The 24215-nt window shown below is 66.1% G+C and carries 23 protein-coding genes; 10 read left to right on the forward strand and 13 right to left on the reverse strand.

Annotated elements, in window-relative coordinates; genetic code table 11:
* Positions 1-26: 26 nt before the first annotated feature.
* On the forward strand, positions 27-929 hold the full coding sequence (locus NP4_RS15880) for an alpha/beta fold hydrolase (RefSeq protein ID WP_067998398.1): 903 nt from the start codon (positions 27-29) through the stop codon (positions 927-929).
* A gap of 13 nt (positions 930-942) precedes the next feature.
* Positions 943-1692 (forward strand): MerR family transcriptional regulator, encoded by a 750-nt coding sequence (locus NP4_RS15885; protein WP_245998088.1) that lies wholly within the window; start codon positions 943-945, stop codon positions 1690-1692.
* Here the strand turns inward: NP4_RS15885 and NP4_RS15890 are convergent.
* Positions 1627-2517 carry a helix-turn-helix domain-containing protein gene (locus tag NP4_RS15890; RefSeq protein WP_067998400.1) on the reverse strand — a complete coding sequence of 297 codons (891 nt, stop codon included), beginning with the start codon at positions 2515-2517 and terminating at the stop codon, positions 1627-1629. The genes NP4_RS15885 and NP4_RS15890 overlap by 66 nt on opposite strands.
* Positions 2518-2646: 129 nt before the next feature.
* Here NP4_RS15890 and NP4_RS15895 point away from each other — a divergent pair, with 129 nt between their 5' ends.
* Positions 2647-3048, forward strand: a complete 402-nt coding sequence (locus NP4_RS15895) for an SRPBCC family protein (RefSeq protein WP_067998401.1) — start codon at positions 2647-2649, stop codon at positions 3046-3048.
* 18 nt (positions 3049-3066) lie between these two features.
* Here the strand turns inward: NP4_RS15895 and NP4_RS15900 are convergent, their stop codons facing one another.
* Positions 3067-3603 carry a hypothetical protein gene (locus NP4_RS15900; RefSeq protein ID WP_082875902.1) on the reverse strand — a complete coding sequence of 179 codons (537 nt, stop codon included), beginning with the start codon at positions 3601-3603 and terminating at the stop codon, positions 3067-3069.
* 379 nt (positions 3604-3982) lie between these two features.
* Between NP4_RS15900 and NP4_RS15905 the strand changes: the two genes are divergently transcribed.
* Positions 3983-5185: an alanine--tRNA ligase-related protein gene (locus NP4_RS15905; protein WP_082875919.1), complete on the forward strand. Its 1203-nt coding sequence runs from the start codon at positions 3983-3985 to the stop codon at positions 5183-5185.
* A gap of 6 nt (positions 5186-5191) precedes the next feature.
* Entirely contained in the window at positions 5192-6379 is a 1188-nt protein-coding gene (locus NP4_RS15910; protein WP_147287996.1) for a hypothetical protein, read from the forward strand.
* A 109-nt stretch (positions 6380-6488) separates the two neighbouring features.
* Here NP4_RS15910 and NP4_RS15915 read toward each other — a convergent pair whose 3' ends face one another.
* The 4 genes from NP4_RS15915 to NP4_RS15930 are packed head-to-tail and all read right to left on the reverse strand — an operon-like array spanning position 6489 to position 9548.
* On the reverse strand, positions 6489-7262 hold the full coding sequence (locus NP4_RS15915; protein ID WP_067998406.1) for an ESX secretion-associated protein EspG: 774 nt from the start codon (positions 7260-7262) through the stop codon (positions 6489-6491).
* A complete protein-coding gene (locus tag NP4_RS15920; protein WP_067998408.1) occupies positions 7255-8601 on the reverse strand; it encodes a WXG100 family type VII secretion target in 1347 nt (448 codons plus the stop codon). The genes NP4_RS15915 and NP4_RS15920 overlap by 8 nt, the downstream gene beginning before the upstream one ends.
* Complete coding sequence (locus NP4_RS15925) at positions 8598-8978, reverse strand: hypothetical protein (RefSeq protein ID WP_067998410.1); 381 nt, start codon at positions 8976-8978, stop codon at positions 8598-8600. Before NP4_RS15925 ends, NP4_RS15920 begins: the two co-directional genes overlap by 4 nt.
* Positions 8979-8987: 9 nt before the next feature.
* Positions 8988-9548, reverse strand: coding sequence for a DUF3558 domain-containing protein (locus tag NP4_RS15930; protein WP_147287995.1), 561 nt, complete (start codon positions 9546-9548; stop codon positions 8988-8990).
* Positions 9549-9731: 183 nt separating this feature from the next.
* Between NP4_RS15930 and ispG the strand changes: the two genes are divergently transcribed.
* From ispG to NP4_RS15945, 3 genes are all read left to right on the forward strand, one after another.
* Positions 9732-10886: a flavodoxin-dependent (E)-4-hydroxy-3-methylbut-2-enyl-diphosphate synthase gene (gene ispG / locus NP4_RS15935; RefSeq protein ID WP_082875903.1), complete on the forward strand. Its 1155-nt coding sequence runs from the start codon at positions 9732-9734 to the stop codon at positions 10884-10886.
* 54 nt (positions 10887-10940) lie between these two features.
* Positions 10941-11804, forward strand: coding sequence for a GNAT family N-acetyltransferase (locus NP4_RS15940; RefSeq protein WP_245998086.1), 864 nt, complete (start codon positions 10941-10943; stop codon positions 11802-11804).
* Between the two features lie 124 nt (positions 11805-11928).
* Positions 11929-13692, forward strand: a complete 1764-nt coding sequence (locus NP4_RS15945) for a penicillin-binding transpeptidase domain-containing protein (RefSeq protein WP_067998414.1) — start codon at positions 11929-11931, stop codon at positions 13690-13692.
* Positions 13693-13792: 100 nt separating this feature from the next.
* Here NP4_RS15945 and NP4_RS40970 read toward each other — a convergent pair whose 3' ends face one another.
* A complete protein-coding gene (locus NP4_RS40970; RefSeq protein ID WP_156524917.1) occupies positions 13793-13945 on the reverse strand; it encodes a hypothetical protein in 153 nt (50 codons plus the stop codon).
* Between the two features lie 160 nt (positions 13946-14105).
* Complete coding sequence (locus tag NP4_RS15950; RefSeq protein WP_067998416.1) at positions 14106-14627, reverse strand: peroxynitrite isomerase; 522 nt, start codon at positions 14625-14627, stop codon at positions 14106-14108.
* A 157-nt stretch (positions 14628-14784) separates the two neighbouring features.
* Between NP4_RS15950 and NP4_RS15955 the strand changes: the two genes are divergently transcribed.
* Positions 14785-15588 carry an ABC transporter permease gene (locus NP4_RS15955; protein ID WP_307597363.1) on the forward strand — a complete coding sequence of 268 codons (804 nt, stop codon included), beginning with the start codon at positions 14785-14787 and terminating at the stop codon, positions 15586-15588.
* The gene (locus NP4_RS15960) at positions 15585-16391 is read left to right on the forward strand and encodes an ABC transporter permease (RefSeq protein WP_067998418.1); all 807 of its coding nucleotides are present in this window, start codon (positions 15585-15587) and stop codon (positions 16389-16391) included. The genes NP4_RS15955 and NP4_RS15960 overlap by 4 nt, the downstream gene beginning before the upstream one ends.
* Here NP4_RS15960 and NP4_RS15965 read toward each other — a convergent pair whose 3' ends face one another.
* From NP4_RS15965 to NP4_RS15985, 5 genes are all read right to left on the reverse strand, one after another.
* On the reverse strand, positions 16392-17255 hold the full coding sequence (locus tag NP4_RS15965; protein ID WP_067998592.1) for a helix-turn-helix domain-containing protein: 864 nt from the start codon (positions 17253-17255) through the stop codon (positions 16392-16394).
* A 75-nt stretch (positions 17256-17330) separates the two neighbouring features.
* A complete protein-coding gene (gene sthA, locus NP4_RS15970) occupies positions 17331-18731 on the reverse strand; it encodes a Si-specific NAD(P)(+) transhydrogenase (protein ID WP_067998420.1) in 1401 nt (466 codons plus the stop codon).
* Between the two features lie 68 nt (positions 18732-18799).
* Entirely contained in the window at positions 18800-19744 is a 945-nt protein-coding gene (locus NP4_RS15975) for a type I restriction endonuclease (protein WP_245998082.1), read from the reverse strand.
* A 291-nt stretch (positions 19745-20035) separates the two neighbouring features.
* Positions 20036-22498, reverse strand: coding sequence for a class III lanthionine synthetase LanKC N-terminal domain-containing protein (locus NP4_RS15980; RefSeq protein ID WP_067998424.1), 2463 nt, complete (start codon positions 22496-22498; stop codon positions 20036-20038).
* Between the two features lie 139 nt (positions 22499-22637).
* Positions 22638-24212 (reverse strand): amino acid adenylation domain-containing protein, encoded by a 1575-nt coding sequence (locus NP4_RS15985; RefSeq protein WP_067998426.1) that lies wholly within the window; start codon positions 24210-24212, stop codon positions 22638-22640.
* Between the last annotated feature and the right edge of the window lie 3 nt (positions 24213-24215).

A 24215-nucleotide genomic window follows, 5' to 3' on the forward strand; every position in this document is an offset into this window, starting at 1 on the left:
CTGCGTCAGGGTTGCAGGCTTGCCGCATGACGAATGACAGCTTCTCCCCGACCCGGTTCGTGCCGCCGGTCGGCGGGTTCCAGGAAATCGAGGGTCGCCGAATTCATGTGCATCGGTCGGGCAGCGGGGGACCGGCGGTCGTGTTCCTGCCCGGCGCGAGTGCGGTCGGGCTGGACTACCTCGGTGTCCACCAACAGGTTTCGCAATTCACCACGGCGGTCATCTACGACCGCGGCGGCACGGGCTACAGCGATGCGCTACCGCTGCCGCGCACCGCGGCAGCGGTCGCCACGGAATTGCGCGAGCTGCTGCGTGCCGAGAACATCACCGGCCCTTACATTCTCGCGGCCCACTCCCTGGGCGGCCTCTACGCGCACCGGTTCGCGCAGCTGTATCCGCGGGAGGTGGCGGGCCTGGTCTGGATGGATGCGCTACACCGCGATTGGGACGATTTCATGCCACCCTCGATGAGTCTGGCGGCGGCCGAGCGTATGGCAACCGATCCGGAACAGCTGCGACGAATGCGCCCGGCGCTGCGCGCGATGCGGGCCGCCTTGCTCACGGACTATCCCGAGCACATCCGGCAGCCGCTGCTCGAGGCCAAGGACAGCGACGAATGGACGCGGGTCGGCATCGCGGAACGTTCGGCCCTGACCGAACTCGCCACCGAACTGCGAGCGGGGCCGAACATCCCCGACGTCCCATTGATCGCGCTGACCGTGGTCGGCAGCGACCCCGCCCAGCAGGCGCTGAGCTCCCGGGAGATCAACGACGCCAAGACGAGAATGGACGCGGCCCTGGTGCGCGCGGTCACGCGCGGCGAACAGCGCATCCTGCCCGACACCCTGCACCACCGGCTCTGCTTCGACCGTCCCGATGCCGTGGTCCGGGCGATCCGCGACGTCCTCGACCGGGTGGTCCGCCCGTAGACTCGGCGCGACGATGCCCGACGACGACAGGGGAGCGGTGCTGACCATCGGCCAACTCGCGGCCGCCGCGGGCGTGACCGTACGCGCCGTTCGCCACTACCACCACGTCGGCCTGCTGGCCGAGCCCGAGCGCGACGCCTCCGGTTATCGCCGCTACAGCGCGCAGGCCGCGGTGGACCTCATCCGGATCAGAACCCTCGCCGACGCGGGTGTCCCGCTGGCCCGCATCGACGCGCTACTGCACGCACAGCCCGCCGAATTCGCCTCGGCCATTACCGATATCGACGCCGAATTACAGCGCAAGATCGATCAGCTCGCCGCATATCGTCGCCGCATCGCCGATCTGGCCAGCGGCGAGAGCCTGGTCCTGCCCGCCGAGGTGGTCGCCATCCTGAACCGGATGCGTGGCCTCGGCGTGAGCGAACAGCGGGTGCAACTCGAGCGCGATTCATGGATCCTGCTGCAGGCCCTGGACCCGCAGGCCATGCCGCAGCGCGTCCGGGAGAAGACCGCGGGCCTGGACGACCCCGAGACCGTGCGCCTGTATCTCGCCTGCGATCGAGCCGTGGACTGGGAACCGGATGATCCGCGCCTGGATCGGCTCATCGACGATCTGGACGCCTGGGAGATCGCACACGAGCGAGACCGCGACGGGGATCGGAGCCTGCGGCTGATCTCGTCTCGGATCTCCGAGGCGTCACCGGCGTGGCAGCGCATCATCGCCGCGCTCGCCCATCGCGCCGAGCGTCGCCGCGACGCCTGATGTCGTGCCACCGGCATATGCGCGGTGGTTCTCGGCGAGGCCCGGCATTCCGGCGAGCGCTGTCGGAGTTGTCCCGCTGAACGCCAACACCTCTCGATACAGATGTGACTGATCGACATAGCCGCATTCCGCCGCGATCAGCGCGACGCTGCGGCCCGCGATCAGTTGATGGACGGCACGGTCGAAGCGCACCAGTTTCGCGGCGCGCTTCGGCGGCAGGCCCACCTGCGATCGGAACCGCGTCCACAGCCGTTTGCGACTCCAGCCGAGCTCGGCGGCCAGATTATCGACCCGAATTCGACCGCCGCTCGAGGTGATTCGTTCCCACGCCCAGATCACCTCCGGATCCATCGGCGGTCCCGCGGTAATGCGTGCGGCGAGAAATGCCTCCGCCGCCGCGAACCGTTCATCCCAGGATGTGGCCTCGCTCAATCGCTCTCGAAGCTGTGCGGCATCTCGACCCGACAGCGCGTCGAGGGGCAGCACGGCCGGGCAGGGGCCCAGTACCGCGTGCGCGACCACCGGGGACATTCGCACCTCCACGCAGGCGATGTGCTGCCCGCGCATCCGGACCTGCCCGTGTGCGAGTCCGGCGGCGAGGCTGCCCACGTGTTGTCTGCCGGTCGCCTCCTCGATCAGCAGTGCGCCCTCGCCGAATTCGAATATCAGGGTGATCGAAGGGTGCGCAATCACGCGCTGCTCGATCGGATCCGTAGCGAGACTGCGAAATCCGGCCATCCTGATGCCGCCCGCTCGATTCGGCCGGGTCGGCCGCGCGATATCCCAACCGGCCGAGCCGTCGGCCACCCGCCCGGTAGATCGCATCAACCCATGCTACGTGCCGGTTTTCGACCGAAGTTCCTGCTCGGCAGGGGGCGTGGAGCAAATGTACAAGACGAGATCACCATCCGGCGTGGACAGTGGCAGTCGACCAGATCGCAGAAGGGATATGCCGTGGCGACCGTACAGCTGGATATCGAGATCGACGCCGACGCGGATTCGGTGTGGAAGGTAGTGGGCGGCTTCGCGACCGCGCCCGAACGAATGACGCCCGGCTGGGTGAGTTCGTGCGTGGCCGACGGCGGCGTGCGGGTGGTGACCTTGCGCAATGGAATCATCGTGCGGGAGCGGCTCATTGCCGTGGACGAGCACCGGCGGCGCATCGTGTATTCGGTCGTCGGTGACACCGTGCGGCCCGTTCACGACAATGCGTCCATGCAGGTGTTCGCGACGGGGCCGGGCCGCAGCCGACTGGTGTGGATCCACGACGTCCTGCCGGACGAACTGGCCGAGCTGTTGCACACGAATATGAGCGAGGCCGTGGACGTCATGCGAAACGCCTTGGCGGACAGCTGAAACCGCAGCCCGAGATGCTCAGCGATTCTGGACGAAGCCGTCCAGCAGCTTGCGGCACAGATCGGCGAAGCGATGGCGGGCGTCGATCTGATCGTCGGACAGCCCGTCGGTCGAGGCCGGTGCGTAATTGACCAGGGGGACATCCTGATCCGGGGTCGCGCCCAGGAAGTTCAGAACCGCGCTGCCCTTGCCGCTTTTCGGGATGCCCATATCGACCTTCGCCAGCGACCTGGCCTCGGCGAAGGCCGCGGCGAGCACATCCGGCGCGATTCGGCCCTGCAGCTGCTGGGGCGCGGTCCCGCGCTTACGCTCCTCACTGACGGCATCGGGACTCTTCACCGCCTGTCCGTCCGCGTGGACCTGCAGCATCGGCGCCAGATCGGTGCGATCCTCCCAGCCGTCCGGAATCATGCTGAACACCACGAAAGTCGGTGTGGGCGCGGGCGGTTCGGCCAAGGCGATGGTATCTGCGCCGAACAGTCCGGTGGCAGACAGGACTCCGGCCACCGCCATCCGCACCGCCGCGAATCGTCGTGCCGCACCGAACTTTCGCATGAATCGTTTCCTCCTGATCCCGAACCGGACGACCGCCGTCCACGGCAGCCAACCGTACGCGGTCGACCCGGTTCGCGGCTGATTCGGCGGGCTGTGCTTCACGATGTTAAGAAGGCGCTTAACCGCAGGCAGGACGGTATCGGCGGGCGTGGAAATTCGGTCGTGCGCCTATCGGTGTCATTGCTACCGTGGAGTCATGGAGGTCTGTTCACGAATTGCCGCCGCGGCCGCACGAGCTCACAGCTCGCCGGTCGCTGCCGCCTGACCTCGATTCCCCTGCCGGCGACCGGAAACGGTCCGCCGGTCTGTGTCGGTCTCCTCTCGGGTCCGATATTCGCGGTCGCTTCCGGTCGATTCCATCCTGATCGGAGCAACCATCATGATCTCGACCGACCGAACCATTCGTATGTTCCTCGAGTTCTTCCGCGAGCGCGGCCACGAACTCGTACCGCAGGAATCCCTCATCCCGCCGTCGGGGGATTCGGTGCTGTTCACCACCTCCGGAATGCATCCGTTGACGCCGTATCTGCTGGGCCGCCCGCATCCGCTGGGGCCTCGGCTGACCAATCTGCAGCGGTGTCTGCGCACCACGGATCTGGACGAGGTCGGCGACAGCACCCATTTGACGGTCTTCGAGATGCTCGGCTCGTGGTCGCTCGGCGACTACGACGGCCCGCGGAGTCTGCGGTGGGGCTGTGAACTACTGCGCGACGGATTCGGAATCGACCCGGGGCGGATGCATGTCACGATCTTCGGCGGGGACGAGCAGGTCGGACCCGATGACGAATCATGGCGAACCTGGGAGGAGTTGGGCCTGCCGGTCGAACCGACCACCGAGGAGAACTGGTGGTCGCACGAACCCACCGGACTCTGCGGCCCCGATTCGGAGATCTTCGTCTGGACCGGGCCCGGAATGCCGCAGGGCACACCAACCACCGATGATCGTTGGGTCGAGGTGTGGAATCACGTCATGATGCGATACGTCCGGCATTCGGACGGCAGCCTCGAGCCGCTGCGGCGGCCCAGCGTCGACACCGGGCTGGGGCTGGAACGGCTGGTCCGGATTCTGCAAGATAGGCCGTCGGTTTTCGACATCGATATCTTCCAGCCCTGGCTGACCACTCTGCCTCGGCTGTGGGGGCCGCTCGACGAATCGTCGATGCGATTGCTGTCGGATCATCTGCGGTCGTGCATCGTCGTACTCGGCGATCGAATCGTGCCGTCCCCGAACGGTGGCGGCTATGTGCTTCGTCGGCTGATTCGGCGCGTGCTGACCACATTGTGGCGCGACGAACCCACCCGAACGCTGAGCGATCTGCCGATCGACCTGATCGAGGGGACGCTCGGGCATTTTCGGCAATCGCGTCCACCGCGCGAGGTGCGCACCGTATTGCTCGACGAGGAACGCAGATTCGGCCGACTGCTCGAGCGCGGATGGCAGGTCTTGTCGCGGCCGCGTTTCACCGGGCCGCTGCGCGATGACGATTATCGGTATCTGCACGAAACGCATGGTCTGCCCCGCGACCTCGTGATGTATCTGCGTGTGGGCCATGGTGATCCGACGGGAAATGTTGTTCGATGAGTGATCGTGGACACTGTGGACTTCGCGCGGGTCGTCGCGGAATTCGGCGTCGGTAACGCGTTGCTGGTCGAACCGGGGGCGCCGGCCGCGACCCAGGTACCGGCGAAATGGGCCGGGGTCGTCGTCGGCGACGAACCCCGCGCTCGCCGCGCCGCCGCCACGGCGCTGTGGACTCTCGACATGCTCATGCTCCTACCGCGATTCGCGGCGGCGCTGGACGAATGCCTCGACGATGTGCGGGTCTGCCTGCTGCGTGGGGACTGGGTGCTGCTGTACGCGTTTCGGAAACCGTTCCAGGCGCACGAATTCCGAATCGGTTGGGAGCCGGAGACATTCGGCCCCGACCTACCACCGCACTGGGATTCGCTGCCCACCGCGCTACGCAACTTTCTGCGCACCGTGCACGCCGGATTCACCGATCTCGATGGAATTTCCTTCGGCCCCACCCGGCCTCGCGACATGCGGACCTATCGCGCCCTGAGTCTCGAGGAACCGGTCCGCAATTGGGAAGCGGACCAAGACATTCCGGGTGATCGCATGACACTCGTCACCCAGGGCATGGGCGGGACCCGCTACTTCGTGTCGCCGAACCTGCCCGGCGGGACGATCGGCTGGGAATTCGGCGGCAATCTGGACAAGCCGTTGGAATTCGACGAGACGCTGGACGAGTTGATGAGCAAGGGCTTCCAACTCGAACGCGATCGCGCGGCCGAACCCGAGAAGCCGCCGGAAGACCCGCGGCGCACGCTGTCCCGGGTCCGGTCCATGCGAGCGGCCCGGGCGGTCGTCTGGAGCAGTGAGCTCACCGAGGAGATCGCCCGCGCACGCATCCGCGGACTGGTCGCCGAACTGCTCCGCGCGCTAGGCGGCCAATTCCGAGTCCGCCCCCAGGACGGCCCCGACGGCGAAATGATCCTCCCCTGCGACGACGGCGCGGGCGCTATGTACGACCTGGACCGCCTGGAGGTCAACTACTTCCTCGACCAGCCATGGCCGGACCCACCCGACATCTACCCGTCCGTCATCATGCGAATCTGGGAACAACTCGGCTGGCCGGTAACCCCCGCGACCGACCCGTACGGCATCGTCGCCCAAGCCCGCACCGCGGACTGGTACGAACTCACCCTCGCCCTGCGCCACGACGTTCTCCGCCTCGCCGTCACCTCACCGGGTTTCGTCCGGTCACCTGCCTGAGGCACGGCACACGCGACCGATGCCGACACGTCGTCGAGGGTGCTTCCGGCCTACGAGAGGTCGCGGGCAACGGCCGCACCCTTCGTGGTGTCGAGGACACGATCGGTTTTCAGCGGCGTGAGCGCAGATACTCGTCGTGTTCGCGGTCCTCGGCGAAGTAGCGCTGGGTGAGGGTGGTCAGGCGATGGATCTCGGCGGCCATGCGCGTGGCGTCGAGCGGTTTGGCGACGATCGGGTCGCCGGTTTTCACGTAGTAGCGGCCGTCCTCGTAATCCATCCACCAGAAGCCGCGGCCGGGCGTCGGGCGGGCGTCGACGGCCGGGCCCGGGAAGACGGTGATCTCACCCAGGCCGAGGCGGCGGCGTTTGAAGATGCCGTTGAGCTGCTCGATGCTGTTGCCCGGTGTGGCGACCGCGCGATTGCCGTCCGTGGCGATCTGCTGTCGCCGAATCTCGATCGGCTGTCGCGCCCCCGGCCCGCTGGGCGGTAATGCGGCGACGGTTTGCTGGGCCACATGGCTCGATTCGCCATAGGAGACAAGTACATCCGCGCCGGTGTCCTCGCTCGCTCCCGGAAGCTGCCGCAGCGCCACGCCCTCGGACCCACGAACGGCACCGTGAAACCGAATGACCTCCGACAACTCCGGCCCGGCGAAACCCTTCATCTCCACCCGAACATCGGGCTCCAGCAGAACTTCGACGGCCCGCGGGATCTCGGGTTCGTACTTACCGAGCAGTGCCTCGACGGCCGCCTCCCGCTGCGCCTTCAGATCATCGAAATCGACTGCTTGCGGCCGGAACTGAATCGGATAGGGCAAACGATCACGACCATAACCGGCCCAGAGAATCTCGAACTCCATACCGGTGAATCGCCAACTAATCACGATCGTAATCCCCACCGATAACCGGCGGAATCGCCTTGGTATCCGGCCCGATCAACTCCTCGCCATGCTCCTGCGTAACGAGATAGTCCGGAACACCGGACTTTTCGCGATCCTCTTCCTTCTTGGCCCCCGCACCGGGCATCCCCATCCCGGGCAGCCCCGCGGTCCCGGCCTGTCCGGACGCACCTGCCAGCCGAGCGGCGGCGGCCGCAGTGGGCGCGAGGCCACCACCGGGAATGCTGCGCCCAGGTGCGTTCCCCGCTGTGCCCTGACCACCCGTGCCCCCGCCGGACCCACCACGCCCCAGGCCCCCGCCTCCACTCGATCCGCCGCGGCCGATCCCCGGAGTGGTTATGCCACCGGTCGACGACGCGCCGCCCAAACCGGCTGGGGTGGTGGCGGTTCCGGAACTCGTCGAATTCACGCCGGACGTACCGCCGGTCGTGCCGGAGTCCGCCAGCGAACTCGGTGAAGTGCTCGCGGCCTGCGTGCCGGGGTCCTCGGCGGAGTTGTCGTCGGGCTTGGTTTCGCCGCCCTGATCTTTGGAGTCCTCGGGTTTGGTTTCGCCGCTTGGGGTTTCGCCGCCGCTGGTGGTGTTGCCGGTGTTGCCGGTGTTCGTGCCGCCGGGGGTGGAGCCGCCTGGCCAGGGTTGGTTGGGTACGGGGGCGATTGGGCCGCTGTCGGTAATCGGTTGTGGAGTGGGAAGTACGGGCACGCCTTGATCTGTCTGAACAACGACGCGGCCGTAGACCGTGCGGAGGATACGGCGGGCCTCTTCGGTCTCTTCCTCCTCGTCGTAGTCGCCCGACTTCATGACGCCGTCTTTGGGCAGGGTTTTGTCGAGCACATTGGGGCGCTGGGTGATACCCGGGAACAGCGCCTGAGTCTGTTCGAGTCCGGTATGTGCCTCGGCAAGCTTGGCTCCCACCACCTGCGCGGCCGCGACAAGATTCTGCGATTGCGTGGTGTAGTTGTTCACCGCGGTGACAGCGGCAGGACCGGACTGGCCGGTCCAACCGGCATGTTGGCCATCGCCGCTGACAGTCTTTGCGAACGCGGTATTGAACGTCTTCGATGCCTCTTCCAGGTCCTTGCCGATCTGGCGCCAGATCTCCGACGCATCGCGCACCTCGTCTGGGCGCATCTCACTGACGATCTTGCGCATCTCGTCCAGCTTGTAGCCCTCGTACACCTCGCAATAATTGATCGCCGGTTTGTCGAAGTCACCCTGAAACGCGGAGTCGAACGTGCGGGTCTCCCCGTAGATACGCTCCCTCTCCTTGTTCCACTGATCTTGTGCCGCAATGATTCGCCGCTGATAGTCCTCGTAGGAGCTCATTTCGGCACCTCGGTGTTGGTGTAACCATCGGCATTCTGCTGGTCGACCCCGACGAAGTTCGAAATAGCCTTGGCTACAACCTCTTTAGCTGTCTTGACCGCGTCCATGTGCTGTTGGAGAACGATCTCCAGTGATTGGTCTCCGCCGAACGCCTTCTTGCTGAACTTCGCTTGCAGATCCTTCCCCGACTGGAAGGATCCGAAGCCGCCTAGATACCGAAGTCGGGCAGACGATTTCATGAGGGTGTTAAGACGATCCAAGTAGTCGTCGCAGACCTTGTCGAGCCCCTTGCCGATCTCCGGGTCGAGGGACAACTGCCCAGAGTTTGCCTGGCCCAGCAACTTTTGCCATTCGGCGGGATCAACCCCGGCGATCATGCCCCCTCCTCAGCTAGCGGGTAGATACTTGACCAAGTCGTCGGCGTGGCGGCGCACCTGCGCGCACGGATCGCCCTGTTTTCCGACCGAGTAGTTTGTCTGAGCTTCGAACGTGACATCGCCTTGCTCGAGGGCGACGGCGATGTAGCAATTCAGCGCTTTGGGATCCCCAGCATCGCCGAACTGGATCGCTTCGTGGGACCCGACTGTCGTTGGGGTGAATCCGGCCAAGTCGGTGCGGTCACGAATTTCCTGCAACGATCTGCCGATCGAGTAGACCGTCAAGTCGTACCACTTCGTGGTGGAAGTCCATGCGCACGTTTTCGATCCCGGGAACTGCTTGCCCAAGACGCCAGGTTGCTTTGTCGCCGGATCCAGTCCGTTGGCGACCAGCGCGGAGTCCGGTAGCGCACACGGGTCCCACAGGCTCGCGGCCGGGTCGGTCGTCGTCGGACTAGCACTACTCGACGTAGTAGTCCCCCCACCACCCCCCGGCCCACACCCCGCCACCAGCGCCAACGCCCCCACAGCCAGCGCAACCCCGCCCACTGCCTTCCCCAGGCTCGTCATAGGTTCCCCTTCACTCCAGAGCCCCACCGTCCGGCCAGCACATTACCGCTCGATACCTTGGACGCGCCCCGCTCACCGCCGGTTCCCCTGTCGCCGCACTCACAGGGCGGCCCCCATTCGGACAGCACTAGACTCGGGGCGAACGGGCAGCACGCAGACGAAAGCGAAAGTAGGCAGCCGAACGTGAGTGCCATTGCATTGGGGATCCCGGCCGCGCCGGCGGCGGTCCTCGCGCCCCGGCGCAAGACCCGCCAGTTGATGGTGGGCAAGGTCGGGGTCGGCAGTGATTTCCCGGTTTCCGTGCAGTCGATGACGACGACCAAGACTCATGATGTGAACTCGACGTTGCAGCAGATCGCGGAGTTGACCGCGTCGGGCTGCGATATCGTCCGTGTGGCCTGCCCGCGGCAGGAGGACGCCGACGCGCTGGCGGCGATCGCGAAGAAGTCGCCGATCCCGGTGATCGCGGATATCCATTTCCAGCCGCGCTACATCTTCGCCGCGATCGATGCCGGTTGTGCTGCGGTACGGGTGAATCCGGGCAATATCAAGGAATTCGACGGCCGGGTCGGCGAGGTCGCGAAGGCGGCCGGGGCCGCGGGGATCCCGATCCGGATCGGTGTCAACGCGGGTTCGCTGGACAAGCGGATGATGGAGAAATACGGCAAGGCCACCCCCGAAGCGCTGGTCGAGTCCGCGCTGTGGGAGGCGAGCCTGTTCGAGGAGCACGGGTTCGGCGATATCAAGATCTCGGTCAAGCACAACGACCCGGTCGTGATGGTCGAGGCCTACCGTCAGCTGGCAGCGCAGAGCGACTACCCGCTGCACCTGGGCGTCACCGAGGCCGGTCCGGCGTTCCAGGGCACGATCAAATCCGCGGTGGCCTTCGGCGCTCTGCTCAGTGAGGGCATCGGCGACACCATCCGCGTGTCGCTGTCCGCGCCCCCGGCCGAGGAGGTCAAGGTCGGTAACCAGATTCTGCAGTCGCTGAACCTGCGCCCGCGCAAACTCGAGATCGTGTCCTGCCCGTCGTGCGGGCGCGCGCAGGTGGATGTGTACACCCTCGCCAACGAGGTCACCGCCGGACTCGAAGGTATGGAAGTCCCGCTGCGAGTGGCTGTGATGGGTTGTGTCGTGAACGGTCCGGGCGAGGCCCGCGAGGCCGATCTCGGTGTCGCCTCGGGTAACGGCAAGGGCCAGATCTTCGTGAAGGGCGAGGTCATCAAGACCGTGCCCGAGCATCTCATTGTGGAAACCCTCATCGAAGAAGCGATGCGGCTCGCGGAAGGAATGGACGACGACGCAGGCACCGGTGAACCGGTCGTCACGGTCGGGTAGCCCCCGGCTGACCAAAAACCAGCACGTTCGCATTGTTCGTGGCAGGCTGTGAACGTGCGGAGTGTGCTGGAGCCGAGCCGCCGGACCCGACTTTCCGGGGCTCGTCAGCTTGCGAATCGCGATCTGGCCCAGGTGCTGCGAGTTCTGGACACCGACCCAGTGGCGAGCTGTATGATTGCCGCCCGTTTGCAGGAGTACGGCCTCGACGGTCGCGGCGGTCACGGAGAGTTGTGGAGCCGTGGTGGTCCCGGGGCGTCGCTGTGCTTCTCCGGGGCGAACCTGGTCCCGCTGCGCGGCGGGCACGAGGATATGAAGGCCTTCGCCGATCGGGCCACGCGCTGGCCGCGGCTGTGTTCGTCGGTGGTGGGTCGTCAGGAGTTGGCGCTGCCGCTGTGGGAGCTGCTCGCCGATCAGTGGGGTCCGGCTCGTGATCTTCGGGCCGATCAGCCGCTGCTCGCGCTCGAGGGTCCCGCCCTGGCTTCGCCCGATCCGAATGTGCGTCGCGTGCGTCCCGACGAATTGGATCGGTACCTGATCGCCGCGGTCGCGATGTTCACCGAGGAGATCGGCGTCGATCCGCGCAGTGGCGACGGCGGCCGCGGTTACCGACGCCGGGTGGCGAGCCTGATCCAGGCCGGCCGCGCGTGGGCGCGGTTCGAGGATGGGCACGTGGTGTACAAAGCGGAGGTGGGCGCGCTGTCGCGGCGCACCGGTCAGATTCAGGGTGTGTGGGTGCATCCGGAATGGCGCGGACGGGGTTTGGGCGCGTCCGGCACCGCGGCCATCGTCAATACCGTGGTGGCCTCGGGTCGCACCGCGAGCCTGTACGTCAACTCCTACAACGAGGTTGCCCGTCGCGCCTATGCTCGGGTCGGCTTCCGCCAGGTCGCCACATTCGCCACGGTTCTCGTCGACTGACGCGAGTGTCGTCCCGTTTGCGGGGCATTGTCTGACTACCATCTGTGCCGTGCCGGCCAGTACCGCCCTCCGCCACGTCGTCGCACCGACCGTGCTCCGGTGCCGCGGAAGGTTTTTGGGCGTTTTGCCCGTTGCGATCGGATTGATCATCGGTGCGTCCGGCTGTTCGGGAGTGTCCCAGGGACCGCTGCCCACGGCCGATCGGTTCGTCAACGCCTTCGCCCGGCACGATTCGGCGCGGGCGGCCGCGCTGACCAATCAGCCCGAGAAGGCCGCGGCGGTACTGGATTCGGCGTGGCGCAAGTTGCAGGCGGAGAAGATGAGCGCGCGGGTCGGCGCGGCCCGAGTCACCGGCGACACCGCGACCGTCGACTACACCTACGAGTGGCGACTGCCGAAGAATCGGAACTGGACCTACTCCGGGCAATTGCAGATGGGACGCAGCGAGGGTCGCTGGCAGGTGCGCTGGACCTCGGCCGACGTCCACCCCAAACTCGGTGACACCCAGACCATGGAGTTGCGAGCCACTCCCGCGCCGCGCGCCCGGGTGAACGAGCGGGCGGGCAGCGATGTGCTGGTACCCGGTGTGGTGCATCGCATTTCGTTCACCACGTCCGGGGTGAGCGATCCGGGCGCGGTGGCCGCCGAACTCGCGCAGGCGCTCGGGCGCTTCGACGCCAAGCTCACGGCCGAGTCGATCCGCAACGGCGCCGCCGCCGGTGCGTACACCGTTGCGGTGCTGTCGGATTGGGAGTTCGACCAGCTCGATCCCGAACTGCTCGCCCTGCCGGGCGTCGGTGTCGACAAGCAGTGGGATCTGGTGGTCACCGACCGCACCTTCGCCCCCGATCTGATGACCCAGGTGCGCAAGACCGTCATCGACGAGGTGGACGGTAAGGCCGGGTGGAGCGTGGTCACCATCAACTCCAACGGCGTGGACACCGATGTGCTGAAAGAGGTTGCGCCCCAACCCGCCCCGTCGTTCTCGCTGAGTATCGACCGGACCGTGCAGAATGCCGCGCAACGCGCCGTGGACGGCCGCGCCGAACAGGCCGTCATGGTCGCGCTGCAACCCTCGACCGGTGCGATTCTTGCCGTGGCCCAGAATCGGGCGGCCGATGTCGACGGCCCCGTGGCCACCTCCGGCCTGTACCCGCCCGGCTCGATCTTCAAGACCGTGACCGCCGCCGCGGCCATGACCGCTGGACTCGCCACACCCGACACCGTGGTGCCATGCCCGAGCACCATCGTGATCGGCGACCGGACCATCCCCAACTACAACCTGTTCACCATCGGCAACGCGCCGATGTCCCAGGACTACGAACGCTCCTGCAATACCGCCTTCGCCAAACTCGCCAGCCAACTGAAGCCCGACGCCCTGACGCGCACCGCCACCAAATTCGGTGTGGGACCGGACTACACCGTGGCCGGACTACCCACCGTCTCCGGATCGGTGCCCATTTCGAACGATCTGGTCCTGCGCACCGAGAACGGCATCGGGCAGGGCAAGGTCCTGGTGAGCCCGTTCGGCATGGCATTGGTCGCCGCCACCGTCGCCCACGGTTCGGCGCCGACGCCGTACCTGATCTCCGGACACCCGACCACGATCGACGGCGACCGCCCACCGCTACCGACCTCGGTGCTGAACGGTCTGCGCTCGATGATGCGCAAGGTCGTCACCGGCGGCACGGCCGAGCGCATCGCCGACCAAGGCGAGGTCTACGGCAAAACAGGCGAGGCCGAGGTGGACGGCGGCTCCCATTCCTGGTTCATCGGATACCGCGGCGACCTGGCCTGGGCAACGCTGGTCGTTCGTGGCGGCAGCTCGGACAACGCGGTCGCCCTGACCCGAGATATGTTGGCCGCGCTGCCGCCGGGTATCGCGTGAGTCGTATCGGGCAACGGGACGATCCCGGCAACGAGGCGCCGGAGCGGGGCGCGTGTCGCCGGGACCGAGGGGACGTTCGCGAAAGCGGTATTCGGTTCGATCAGGGTGAGTGAAGGCCGTCCGGCACCGTCGAACGGGTATGGGGGACAGGGCCGGACATTTCGGCGGAAGACGCGTCACCGAGTAACTCGACGACGCCCGCCCCGGCCAGGATCATGCCCACGGTGACGAGGGCCAATGTCGAACGCTTCATGGTCTTCTCCCTTGTGGGTGAGTGAGATCGAAGGCTCGAACAAGTGATTCGCCGACTGTTGGCCGACTCGAAAACGGTAGACCGAGAACGCTGGAAGTTTCAACCCCCAACTTTTCCGATCGGTCAAATGTGAGCTATGTCCGACCAGCTCAGTGCCGGTTCACCGATCCTGTTCGGCCCGATGCAGGCTCGCGGCGAGGTGATGCTGCTCGGGTTGCCCGACGGCTGCCATCCGCAGCGTGTAGTCGATGACATCCCCGGACAGATGTAGCGACCGGCCGAGCGAGGTGACCAGTTTCGCGGACGTGGTGCGCCCGATCTGGGTGGAGCCCAGCTCCATTCGCAGCGCGCCGTCGACGACGTCGATCGTGCCCTCGCAGATCTCGGTGATCCCGGTCGGATGAGCCAGGATCAGCTCGATGCGATCCGGTCCGGCACAGCGTAGATAGCCGGTCTCGGCATGCAGCGGACGACCGTCTCCCGCATGGCGGGTGCGCTGGCGATAGGTCAGGAACGGCCGGCCGACGTGCCCGAAATGAATCTCCTCGTGATAGTCGAACGAGTCGATGGTCGGGTACTCACCGTGGCCGGACCCGCGCCAAGTGCCCAGCAGCGGGGCCAGGTGTGCGATATCGGGATGGGGCGCGACAGGGGGCTGGGCATCGAGCACGGCGGTCAGCATAGTGGCCGCTCCCGTTTTCGGTGCGCCGACGCCGCGCCGAATTCCGCCGAATGGGAGCAGGGGGTCTTGACGGCTCGCGGCACGGCTGCGCATCCGGCGGTTCGCGCGATGTCTCTGTTGAGATTGATCGTGCGAAGCGGCCAGGAAGGAGGTTGCGGTGTCGATCGAACCGATTCGACGGCGGGCCATGACGCAGAGCTGGGTCCTGGCGCTGCGCCTGATCCGGCCCTCGGTACGCAATGGCGAACTGCTGACTGCCCTGCTCGCGCCGACCGTATTCACCCTCGGGTTCTATGTGCCGCTGAATCGGGTGATGAGTTTCGTCGGTTACGGGCTGAGCAGTTACGCGCAATTCCTGATGCCGATGATCGTCATGCAGGCAGTGTCGTTCAGCGGCACCGCGGCGGCCTTCCGCGCGGCCGGCGACGCGCGCGACGGATTGGACGCCCGCTTCGCGACCATGCCCATGCCCTCGGTGACCCCGCTGCTGGCGCGCGTCCTCGCCACGGGGTGTCGAATCGCGTGGTCGCTGCTGGCCGCGCTCGTCTGCGGCCGGGTGATCGGCTTCCGCTTCTATGGAAGCTGGTGGCATACGGCGGGTTTCCTCGGCTTCGCGCTCCTGGTCGGACTGATGATCGGGCTGATGGGCGACCTGCTGGGCACACTGTCCAAGAGCCCCGAGGCGATCACGCAGGTCCTGGTCCTGCCGCAGCTGATTCTCGGGATGGTGTCCACCGGATTCGCGCCCGCGCGGCAGTTCCCGCACTGGATCCAAAGATTCGCGCGTGATCAGCCGGTCTCGCAGTTCGTCTACGTATTGCGCGCGTTGGCCGGTGATCGTTCGGGACGGGCGGGCGCGGTGAGCTGGGCGGCGTTGGGTCCCGGATTGGCTTGGATGGCGGCCGGAATGCTGACCTTCGGCGGCGCGGCCGTCGTGGTGGCCCTGCGGAGGCAGCGATGAGCGTGGACCTGCCGGTGGTGATCGGACGGACCGAATCTCCGCGATACGTGCTGTCGCAGACGGTGATTCAGACCAGGCGACTCCTGATGCGCTGGCGGCGGGACCCGTTGACGATGGCACAGTCGCTGGTATTCCCGGCCGGTCTGCTGATCGTGCTGAATACCGTTCTGGGCCGTCAGATCTCGGCGTTCTCGGGCGTCAGCGCGCTGTACGGGTCGGTGCCGATGGTGACGCTGGTATCGGCGATGTCGGGTTCGCTGGCCGGTGCCATCACGCTGGGGCGTGAGCGCGACGCGGGGCTGCTGGCCAGGCTGTGGGTGCTGCCGGTGCATCGCGCCTCGGGTCCGGCGGCACGGGTGCTCGCCGAGGGTGTGCGCATCCTGACCTGCACACTCGTCCTGTTCGGCGTCGGCGTGGCGCTCGGATTCCGCTTCCGGGAGGGTGTCGCGGCCGCGGTGGCGCTGGTGTGCGTTCCGGTGGTGTACGGGCTCGGTTTCGCGACCCTGGTCACCGCCGTGGCTGTGTACACCGCCAAACCGGCTCTGGTGGAGGCGATTTCCCTGGGATCGTCGCTGATGATGTTCTTCTCGACCGGTTTCGTCCCGCTGGCCGCCTATCCGGCCTGGGCGAAACCCATTGTGGCGCATCAGCCCATGAGCCATGCCATCGACACCATGCGCGGATTGTCGCTGGGGGGTCCGGTGCGTGGTCCGCTACTGGCGACCGTGACGTGGTCGGTCGGGGCGATCGTCGTCTTCGCCGGGCCCGCGTTCATCGGCTATCGCCGAGCCAGTCGCAGCTGATCAGCGCAGCCCCTCGGCGACCTCGTTGATCATCTCGGCCGAATCGCGCGGGCTCAGCGCCATCGCGCGCAACTGGTCGAACATCACTCCGAAGCGTCGAATCTCATTGTGGCCCTCCACGATATCGTCGCCCGCGATGCCCTCGACGTAGACCAGTTCGGGATCGGCGGGATCGGGGAAGTCCAGCACCACGAACGAGCCGACCATGGCCGGATGCGCCCCGGCGCCGAACGGCAGCACCTGCAGGATCACATTGCGCTTATCGGATTCCTCGGTCAGCCGCAGCAGTTGTTCGCGCATGACCTCGGCCCCGCCCACCACTCGCCGAATCGCCGCTTCGTCCAGCACCACCCACAGTTCCAGCGGATTGCCGACCCGGGTGAGCACCTTGGACCGTTCGACGCGGGCGCGCAGTCGTTGTTCGATGACCGCGGTCTCCACCTTGGGCATCGCGGTATCGAGCACGGCCCACGCGTAGCGTTCGGTCTGCAGCAACCCCGGGATGAACGAGGTCTGGAACAGCCGCGCCGACAGCGCCTCGGTCTCGAAGTTGATATAGGCCGCGTACACCTCCGACACCGCCGCCTCGAACGGCCGCGACATACCGGGTTTCTGTGCCTCCGAGAGCAATTGCAGCGCATCGGACCGCTGCGGATCCTCGACGCCGTACAGCTCGAGCATGGCCATCAGCGTGCGGCGCTGCGGCCGGGCCTGCGCGGTCTCGATCCGGTACAGCGTGGTCACATTGATCCCGGTGCGGGCGCTGACCACTTCCTTGCTGAGACCGGAGTGTTCGCGCATCTCGAACAGCAGCGCCGCCAACCGGCGGAGCCGAACGGTGAGAACCGTGCGCTTACCTGCCATAACGCAGGAGAATACCTCCCACATCGGGGTGCGCGGGGCGAGTCGGGATGCGAGGTCCGCCAACCGCTTGCGCGGTCAGTCCATATGGTCGATCTGGCGGATCTTGTTCATCGCGTCCAGCGCCGCGACCTTGTAGGACTCCGCGAGGGTGGGGTAGTTGAATACGGCGTCGACCAGATAGTCCACCGTGCCACCGCAACCCATCACCGCCTGACCGATATGCACGAGTTCGGTGGCGCCGGTGCCGAACACGTGCACGCCGAGCAGCGTGCGGTCCTCGCTGGACACCAGGAGTTTGAGCACGCCGTAGGAATCGCCGATGATCTGGCCGCGCGCCAGTTCGCGGTAGCGAGACACCCCGACCTCGAACGGAATCCGTTCCGCGGTCAGCTCGTCCTCGGTCTTGCCGATGAAACTGATCTCCGGAATCGTGTAGATCCCGATCGGCTGCAGCGACGACAATGCCTGCACCGGTTCGCCGCACGCGTGATGGGCGGCCAGGCGACCCTGTTCCATCGAGGTCGCGGCCAGCGCCGGGAAGCCGATCACATCGCCGACGGCGTAGATGTGCGGGATCTCGGTGCGGAAATATTCGTCGACGGCGACCCGGCCGCGCTTGTCCGCGCTCAGCCCGGCATTGTCGAGCCGCAGACTCTCGGTCATGCCCTGCCGTCCCGCGGAGTACATCACCACCTCGGCCGGAATCTTCTTGCCGCTCTCCAGAATCGCGATCGCACCGCGCGGATGCCGCTCCACCGCGGCGACGGTCTCGCGGAAACGGAAGGTGACCGCGAGATCGCGCAGGTGATACTTCAGCGCCTCGACCACCTCGATATCGCAGAAGTCCAGCATCCGTTCACGCGATTCCACCACCGTCACCTTGCAACCCAGCGCGGCGAACATCGACGCGTACTCGATGCCGATGACCCCCGCGCCGACCACGATCATCGACTGCGGAACCCGCTCGAGACGCAAGATGCCGTCGGAGTCGATGATCGTCGTGCCGTCGAACTCCACCGCCTCCGGGCGCGCGGGTTGGGTACCGGTGGCGATCACGATCTTCTCCGCGGTCACCCGCGTCTCGCGCCCCGTCCCGTCCATCACCTCCACGGTGTGCTCGTCCACGAACGCCCCCATACCCGGATACATGGCAACCCGATTGCGCGAGAGCTGATTTCGGATCACATCGATCTCCCGCCCGATCACATGATTCGCCCGGGCGAGCAGATCGGCGACGGTGATGTTCTCCTTCACCCGATAACTCTGCCCATACATCTCCCGCTGACTGAGCCCCGTCAGATAAAGCACGGCCTCCCGCAGTGTCTTCGACGGAATCGTCCCGGTGTTGATACACACCCCACCGATCATGTCCCGCCGCTCAACCACACCCGCCCGCCGCCCAAGCTTCGCGGTAGCAATAGCCGCCTTCTGCCCACCGGGCCCGGAACCGAGCACCAGCACGTCGCAGTCGTACATGCGGCCAGTGTGACAGCGCGACGTGAAATCCATGGGGCATTGGCCGACAGGGGTGTGTATCGCTCAGCTCAGGCATAGTTGGACACCGCGGCGAGGATCCGGTCCGCATGCCGGTAGATGTCGACCACACTGCCGATATCGTGCCGCTCACCGAGCTTTCCGTTCTCGAAGGTTGTGATGAACTTGATGCCCTTGCCATTGAAATGCAATCGAGCGATCGGCTTCCGGTTGTTGTCGTCGAGCAGGATTGCGCAGTAGGCCTTCGCGTCGCGGCAGAACACTCTCATCGGATCTATGTCCTTGGCCAGGATGGCACGGATGATGTTGTATCCGTCGAGTTCCTCTGGGGTAGTGACGATTCCGTCGTCCGGCTCGGGCGCGACAGCATCAGGAGTGATCGCGGGTATCGGCCTCGGCGCGGCGGCCGCGGCGATCACCGCTCCGTCGTTCTCGCCCAGGGCGGTATTCAGCCGGTCGCTCACCTGGTCTGCGACATATTGCGCGAAGGCCTTGGCGGCCAGAGGCCGGAACTGGTCGACGACGCGCTGCGTGGCCTTGCCCTCGTAGACGCGAGAGACGAAGAGTCGCACCCACTCGTCGGAGGGACTCTTGGCCTCACCGGCGATGATTCGCTTGATCTGACCGATGTACTTCAGCTCCTCCGCGGCGCTGACGATCGAGTCGAGATCGAACGACTCCTTCGACAACTTCGCAACCTCGGGAACGAGCAGACGGTCCATGTTGAGGATGTCGAAAACCAGAAAAGGCTTGGAGTCCATGATGTTCGGCCGATCGCCGTCGGTGAACACTTGATATTCGCGGCCATTGGTGAGTATGGCGATCCGAGCCGATGTCACCGTGAAATACCGGAAGAGTTGGGAGGCGTGGTTGATGTCCAGCGGCTCCGACATTTTCTTGCACTCGACCAATATTTGAATGATCCCATTCTTCAGGATGGCGTAGTCGATCTTCTCGCCCTTCTTGGTGCCTACATCCGCGATGAACTCGGGCACGACCTCGGCCGGATCGAAGACGTCATAGCCGAGGACCTGCGAAATGAACGGCATGACGAGAGCGTTTTTCGTGGCTTCCTCGGTGGCGATGACCGTGTGCGCTGTGCGCAACTTGCCTGCGATGGCGTTGATTCGATCGAGTGTGCTCGACATGGTGTGGACGCTTTCTAACTGAATCCGAGCGGCCGCGGGGCCATGGCAACCGACTGCTTTCCTATAATTTCGGTCGCCATTCCGGCCGCAGCTGTTACAGCCCTATTCTCAACAGCCCGACCGGTACGCAATTCTGGTTCAGAACGGTCCGACCGTTGATGGTTTGTCGCCGGTGTGGAGGCGGCGGAGGAATGCGAGGATGCCCGAGCGGCCGTAGGCCCAGGAGACGACGCTGCGTTGGTCGGCGGGGTCGGCTGGGTTGTAACAGGTGCCCTCGGCGATATCGCGGCCGACGAGGTGGGTGGCGGCGGACCAGGCGGCTTCGGTGAAGCGGTCCTTGCCGGTGAGGTCGGCCAGGCGGAGCAGGAAGTCGCCGACGCCGGATATGCCACAGCAGGCGCCGGGGGCGGCCAGGTTAGGGAGCCAGGTCGCGCAGGTGGTTCCCGCGGCGATGGCCAGCTCCAGGGCCTCGCTGTCGGAACGGATTTCGGCGGATTGCAGCAGCGTGTCGCCGATTCCGGCCAGGCCGCGGCACCACGAGACGCACAGCCGGGCGGCGGTGGACTGTGCGGAGCGTTCGAGGAGCGAACGCGTTTGGCGATACAGATCCGCCAGCCGGTAACGCAGTGCGGGCTCGTCGGAGGCGAGTAGGCCGAGTGCGCTCATATGCAGCAGGAATGCCACCGCCCCGGCCTGTCCGTGCGCCATGCCGACCGAGGCGTCGATTCCGGCCGCGGGCGGGAGATCGTCGGCGGGATAGGAGGATCGAGACGGCGTGTGGTCGATCAACCGCTTCGCGCAGCGGCGGGCCACAGCCAGATGCCGTCGTCGGTTCTCGGGCGGAGTCGACGCGGCGTCGGCGAGCAGACAGTGCCCGAAGCCGATTCCGGCCACGCCCGCGATGAGATCGTCGCCCTGCTGCCGCGAATCCCATTCGGTGAGAATAGGATTCGTCGGCTCGGGTGCCTCGATACCCTCGTCGTGCAGGCGGCGCAGCAGAATGTCGACGCCGGTGGATCCGACGAACAATCCCGGAGGCATGCGGATTCGCCGCGCATGGTCCGCGGCGGCGCGACCCAGACTCTGCACGGCGTCCACGGCCTCGCGCTTACCGAGGTGGTGCAGCAGTTCCAGGCCCACCCCCGCCGCGCCGTGATAGGCGTTGGGTTCGGACCATCCGCCGGGGCCGTCCAGCAGGCGGGTGACGCGATCGATCACATCGGCTCGCAATTGATCGATGAGATCGGTTGGACCGCAATCAATTCCGGTCAGTGGTATCGCAACGGTGTGGAATCGTTCGGGATAGCCGGAGCCAAGGGCGCTCAGGGCCGCGCGGGCGCGATCGAGATCGGGATCGAGCAGGCCCACGATGCAGCGCAGCAGGGGCGGTGTTTCGACGCCGAATCTGCGCCGGATGGTTTCGCGGGCGCGCCTGCGGGGTTCCTCGGGATCGGGTCCGGCCTCGACCGGATCCGCGCCGGTCGCGGCGAACAGCAATGTCATGCCGAGCGCGTGCAGATCATCGGCGACCGACGGTGCGGCGCCGGCCAATTGGGCATGCGTGGCATACCCCGGCGCACCGGCGACGGGACGCACGCGGCCGTGATTGCAATGCCCGAGGTCGATGATGGTCGGTTCACCGCTGGACTGGCGGATCACGATGTTCTTCGGCGACAGATCCGCGACGATGAATCCGCGGGTGTGAATATCGCCGAGGATCCGGGCCAGCCGGGTGGCCAGGCGATCCAGCGACCGGCGCGACGGATCGGTCGATCGCGCCGCAGACAGCGGCCGATAGCGGCCGTGCCGCGCGACATCCTGTGCGAGGGTGAACTTCCCGTCGAAGCTGGTGACCAGGTATTCGTCGACGCCATGCCGGAAATGATCCAAATACCTCGGTACGCCCGATATCTCGCTGAGATGCTCGAGAACGTAGTGTTCGTTGCGCAATCGGCCGCGAGCGTCGTCGTCCGGGCCGCCGGATTCGGCGGCCCGTGCGGCCCGGGCCTGTTTGACGACGACCCGTTCTCCGGTACGGACGTCCTGGGCGTAATACACATTGCCGCTGAGAATTTCGACCAGACCGTACTTCGGCGAGTCGGCGGTCTCCAGGAACGGGTCAACCGTCCAACGCGGCCGCGGATGAACCGTTTTCTCGTTCCAGGAGACATTGCGCTGCCCGAACGGACCGTAGCCGTAATAGACCGGGGCGTCCTCGGCGACCCGACCGTCGGCGGGTAGGCGTGGCCCCCGCTCCCCGCGCAGCAACTCGGCCAACAGCGTGCCGACCTCGCGGATCTGCGCCGGGCTCGGATATACCGTCCACGCCTTCCCGCCCGTATCCCCGCTCAACTCCCGCAGCGCGGGCTCCGAGCGAATCATCCGGAAATGACATCCCGCCGCCAGTAATTCCGGCACCACGATGTCGGCCAACCGCTCGAAATCCTGCGGGCGCACCGAGATGTGTAACTTCCAGCCGTGATCGGGCAGTGGCATCTCGGGGTTGTGCACATGCAGCCAGACCTGGGACAGGTGCACGCAGCGACCGTACTCGACCGCCGCGCGCGTCGCGTACTGCTCGAAACCGTCACCACCGCGCATCGCGCTACCTGTCGTCGGTCGAACTCACTCCGCGACATGGTATTGACCTGCGCAAACCCGTTCCAGACAGAATTTTACGGGGGTTGACCGGGCGATTCGCGAAACCCGTTGGGTCCCAAAGGTGTCAGGGGGACATGATTTACCTGGTGCGGGCGGATCTGTTCGCCACGGCCTCGGTCGCCAGCTCCGTCAGCCTGTTCCGGTCGAGTTTGCCCGACAGGGTAAGCGGCAGGGACGTGAGATGGACATAGCGGTCGGGCAGCATATATTTCGGCAGCCGCGCCGTCAGCACCGCGCGCAGTGCCTCGATCCGGCTGCCCTGCTCCTCGCCCTCGTCCTCGGCGACCACGCAGGCCGTCAGCAGATTCGATCCGGTTCGCCGGGCAACCACACACAGCGCGGCATCCCGCACGCCGGGCTGGACGCGCAGTACGGCCTCGATCTCGCCGAGCTCGATGCGATATCCCCGCAACTTGATCTGCTGATCGTTGCGGCCCAGATACTCCAGCCCCCCGTCGGGTTGACGGCGAGCCAGATCACCGGACCGGTAGTAGCGCCTGCGAGTGCCCGACGCCTCGTCCATGACGAAGCGCTGCGCGGTCAACTCCGCGCGATTCAGATAGCCGCAAGCCACTCCCGGACCGGTGACCCACATTTCGCCGATCTCCCCGTCGGGCACCGGTCGATGCGGCGGTTCCTGCGCGCGCAACTCGATGGTCAGATGCGGGAGCGCGACACCGATCGGCGAGTGCACCGCGCCGGTGAGATCTGCCTCGGTGATGTGCCGGAACGTCGCGTACACCGTGGTCTCGGTGGGCCCGTACATATTGATCACGGCCGGGCGGTGCCCGTCGCACTGCGCCCAGAACTTCCCGACGCTGGTGAGATCGATGCCCTCCCCGGCGAAGACGATGTAACGCAACTGTTCCGCCGGATACCGGTTGAGGCTGGTGAACTGTCGGAAGATGGACGGCACCTGGGACAGCACCGTCACCCCCTCCTCGACCAACACGCGCACGAACGCCGCGGGCACCTGGGTCGCCTCGTGCGGCACGACCACCGTCTTGGCCCCGATGGACAGCGGGGCCCACAGCTCCCAGACCGAGACATCGAAGCTGAACGAATGGAAGATCGACCAGCAGTCCTCTGGACCGACGGAGAACAGCGGCAGCGCGTTGTCGAGCAGACTCAGCACATTGCCGTGGGTCACCACACAGCCCTTGGGCGCACCGGTCGATCCGGACGTGTAGATCACATAGGCCGGATCGCCCGGACCCACCGCGGCTGGATCGGCGACCGGGGCGCCCGGATCCGTCGGAGTGTCGAGGTCGTGGACCCGCACCGCGGTGGGCAGCTCGGTGCGCGCGAGCGCGGCAGCGGAGCCGACCACGAAGCCGATTCCGGCGTCGCGCAGGATGTAGTTCTGCCGTTCGACCGGATAGGTCGGATCGATCGGCACATACGCCGCGCCGCAACGGAGTACGGCCAACATGCCGACCACGACGTCCACGGTCCGCTCCACCAGGAGGCCGACCAGATCGCCCTTGCGCACGCCGCGTTCGGTCAGCTGGGTCGCGACCGCCGCGGTACGCGAGCGCAGTTGTTCGTAGGTCAGGCTCCGGGTCGTATCGGACAGCGCCACGGCATCGGGTGAATTCGTCGCGGACCGGGTGAGAACCTCGTCGAGCGACTCGACTGTGGTGGGTGTGGACATGTG

This window comes from Nocardia pseudobrasiliensis NBRC 108224, assembly GCF_001613105.1.
In the GTDB taxonomy this organism is placed as follows: Bacteria; Actinomycetota; Actinomycetes; order Mycobacteriales; family Mycobacteriaceae; genus Nocardia; species Nocardia pseudobrasiliensis.

Bases quoted from the DNA above. Each gene is read 5' to 3' on its own strand.
- NP4_RS15985 (WP_067998426.1), bottom strand. From the start codon at position 24,212: ATGTCCACACCCACCACAGTCGAGTCGCTCGACGAGGTTCTCACCCGG.
- NP4_RS15880 (WP_067998398.1), top strand. From the start codon at position 27: ATGACGAATGACAGCTTCTCCCCGACCCGGTTCGTGCCGCCGGTCGGC.
- NP4_RS15965 (WP_067998592.1), bottom strand. From the start codon at position 17,255: ATGGCAGGTAAGCGCACGGTTCTCACCGTTCGGCTCCGCCGGTTGGCG.
- NP4_RS15950 (WP_067998416.1), bottom strand. From the start codon at position 14,627: ATGCTGACCGCCGTGCTCGATGCCCAGCCCCCTGTCGCGCCCCATCCC.
- sthA (WP_067998420.1), bottom strand. From the start codon at position 18,731: ATGTACGACTGCGACGTGCTGGTGCTCGGTTCCGGGCCCGGTGGGCAG.
- NP4_RS15900 (WP_082875902.1), bottom strand. From the start codon at position 3,603: ATGCGAAAGTTCGGTGCGGCACGACGATTCGCGGCGGTGCGGATGGCG.
- NP4_RS15980 (WP_067998424.1), bottom strand. From the start codon at position 22,498: ATGCGCGGTGGTGACGGTTTCGAGCAGTACGCGACGCGCGCGGCGGTC.
- NP4_RS15960 (WP_067998418.1), top strand. From the start codon at position 15,585: ATGAGCGTGGACCTGCCGGTGGTGATCGGACGGACCGAATCTCCGCGA.
- NP4_RS15920 (WP_067998408.1), bottom strand. From the start codon at position 8,601: ATGAGCTCCTACGAGGACTATCAGCGGCGAATCATTGCGGCACAAGAT.
- NP4_RS40970 (WP_156524917.1), bottom strand. From the start codon at position 13,945: ATGAAGCGTTCGACATTGGCCCTCGTCACCGTGGGCATGATCCTGGCC.
- NP4_RS15930 (WP_147287995.1), bottom strand. From the start codon at position 9,548: ATGACGAGCCTGGGGAAGGCAGTGGGCGGGGTTGCGCTGGCTGTGGGG.
- NP4_RS15925 (WP_067998410.1), bottom strand. From the start codon at position 8,978: ATGATCGCCGGGGTTGATCCCGCCGAATGGCAAAAGTTGCTGGGCCAG.
- NP4_RS15905 (WP_082875919.1), top strand. From the start codon at position 3,983: ATGATCTCGACCGACCGAACCATTCGTATGTTCCTCGAGTTCTTCCGC.
- NP4_RS15890 (WP_067998400.1), bottom strand. From the start codon at position 2,517: ATGCGATCTACCGGGCGGGTGGCCGACGGCTCGGCCGGTTGGGATATC.
- NP4_RS15885 (WP_245998088.1), top strand. From the start codon at position 943: ATGCCCGACGACGACAGGGGAGCGGTGCTGACCATCGGCCAACTCGCG.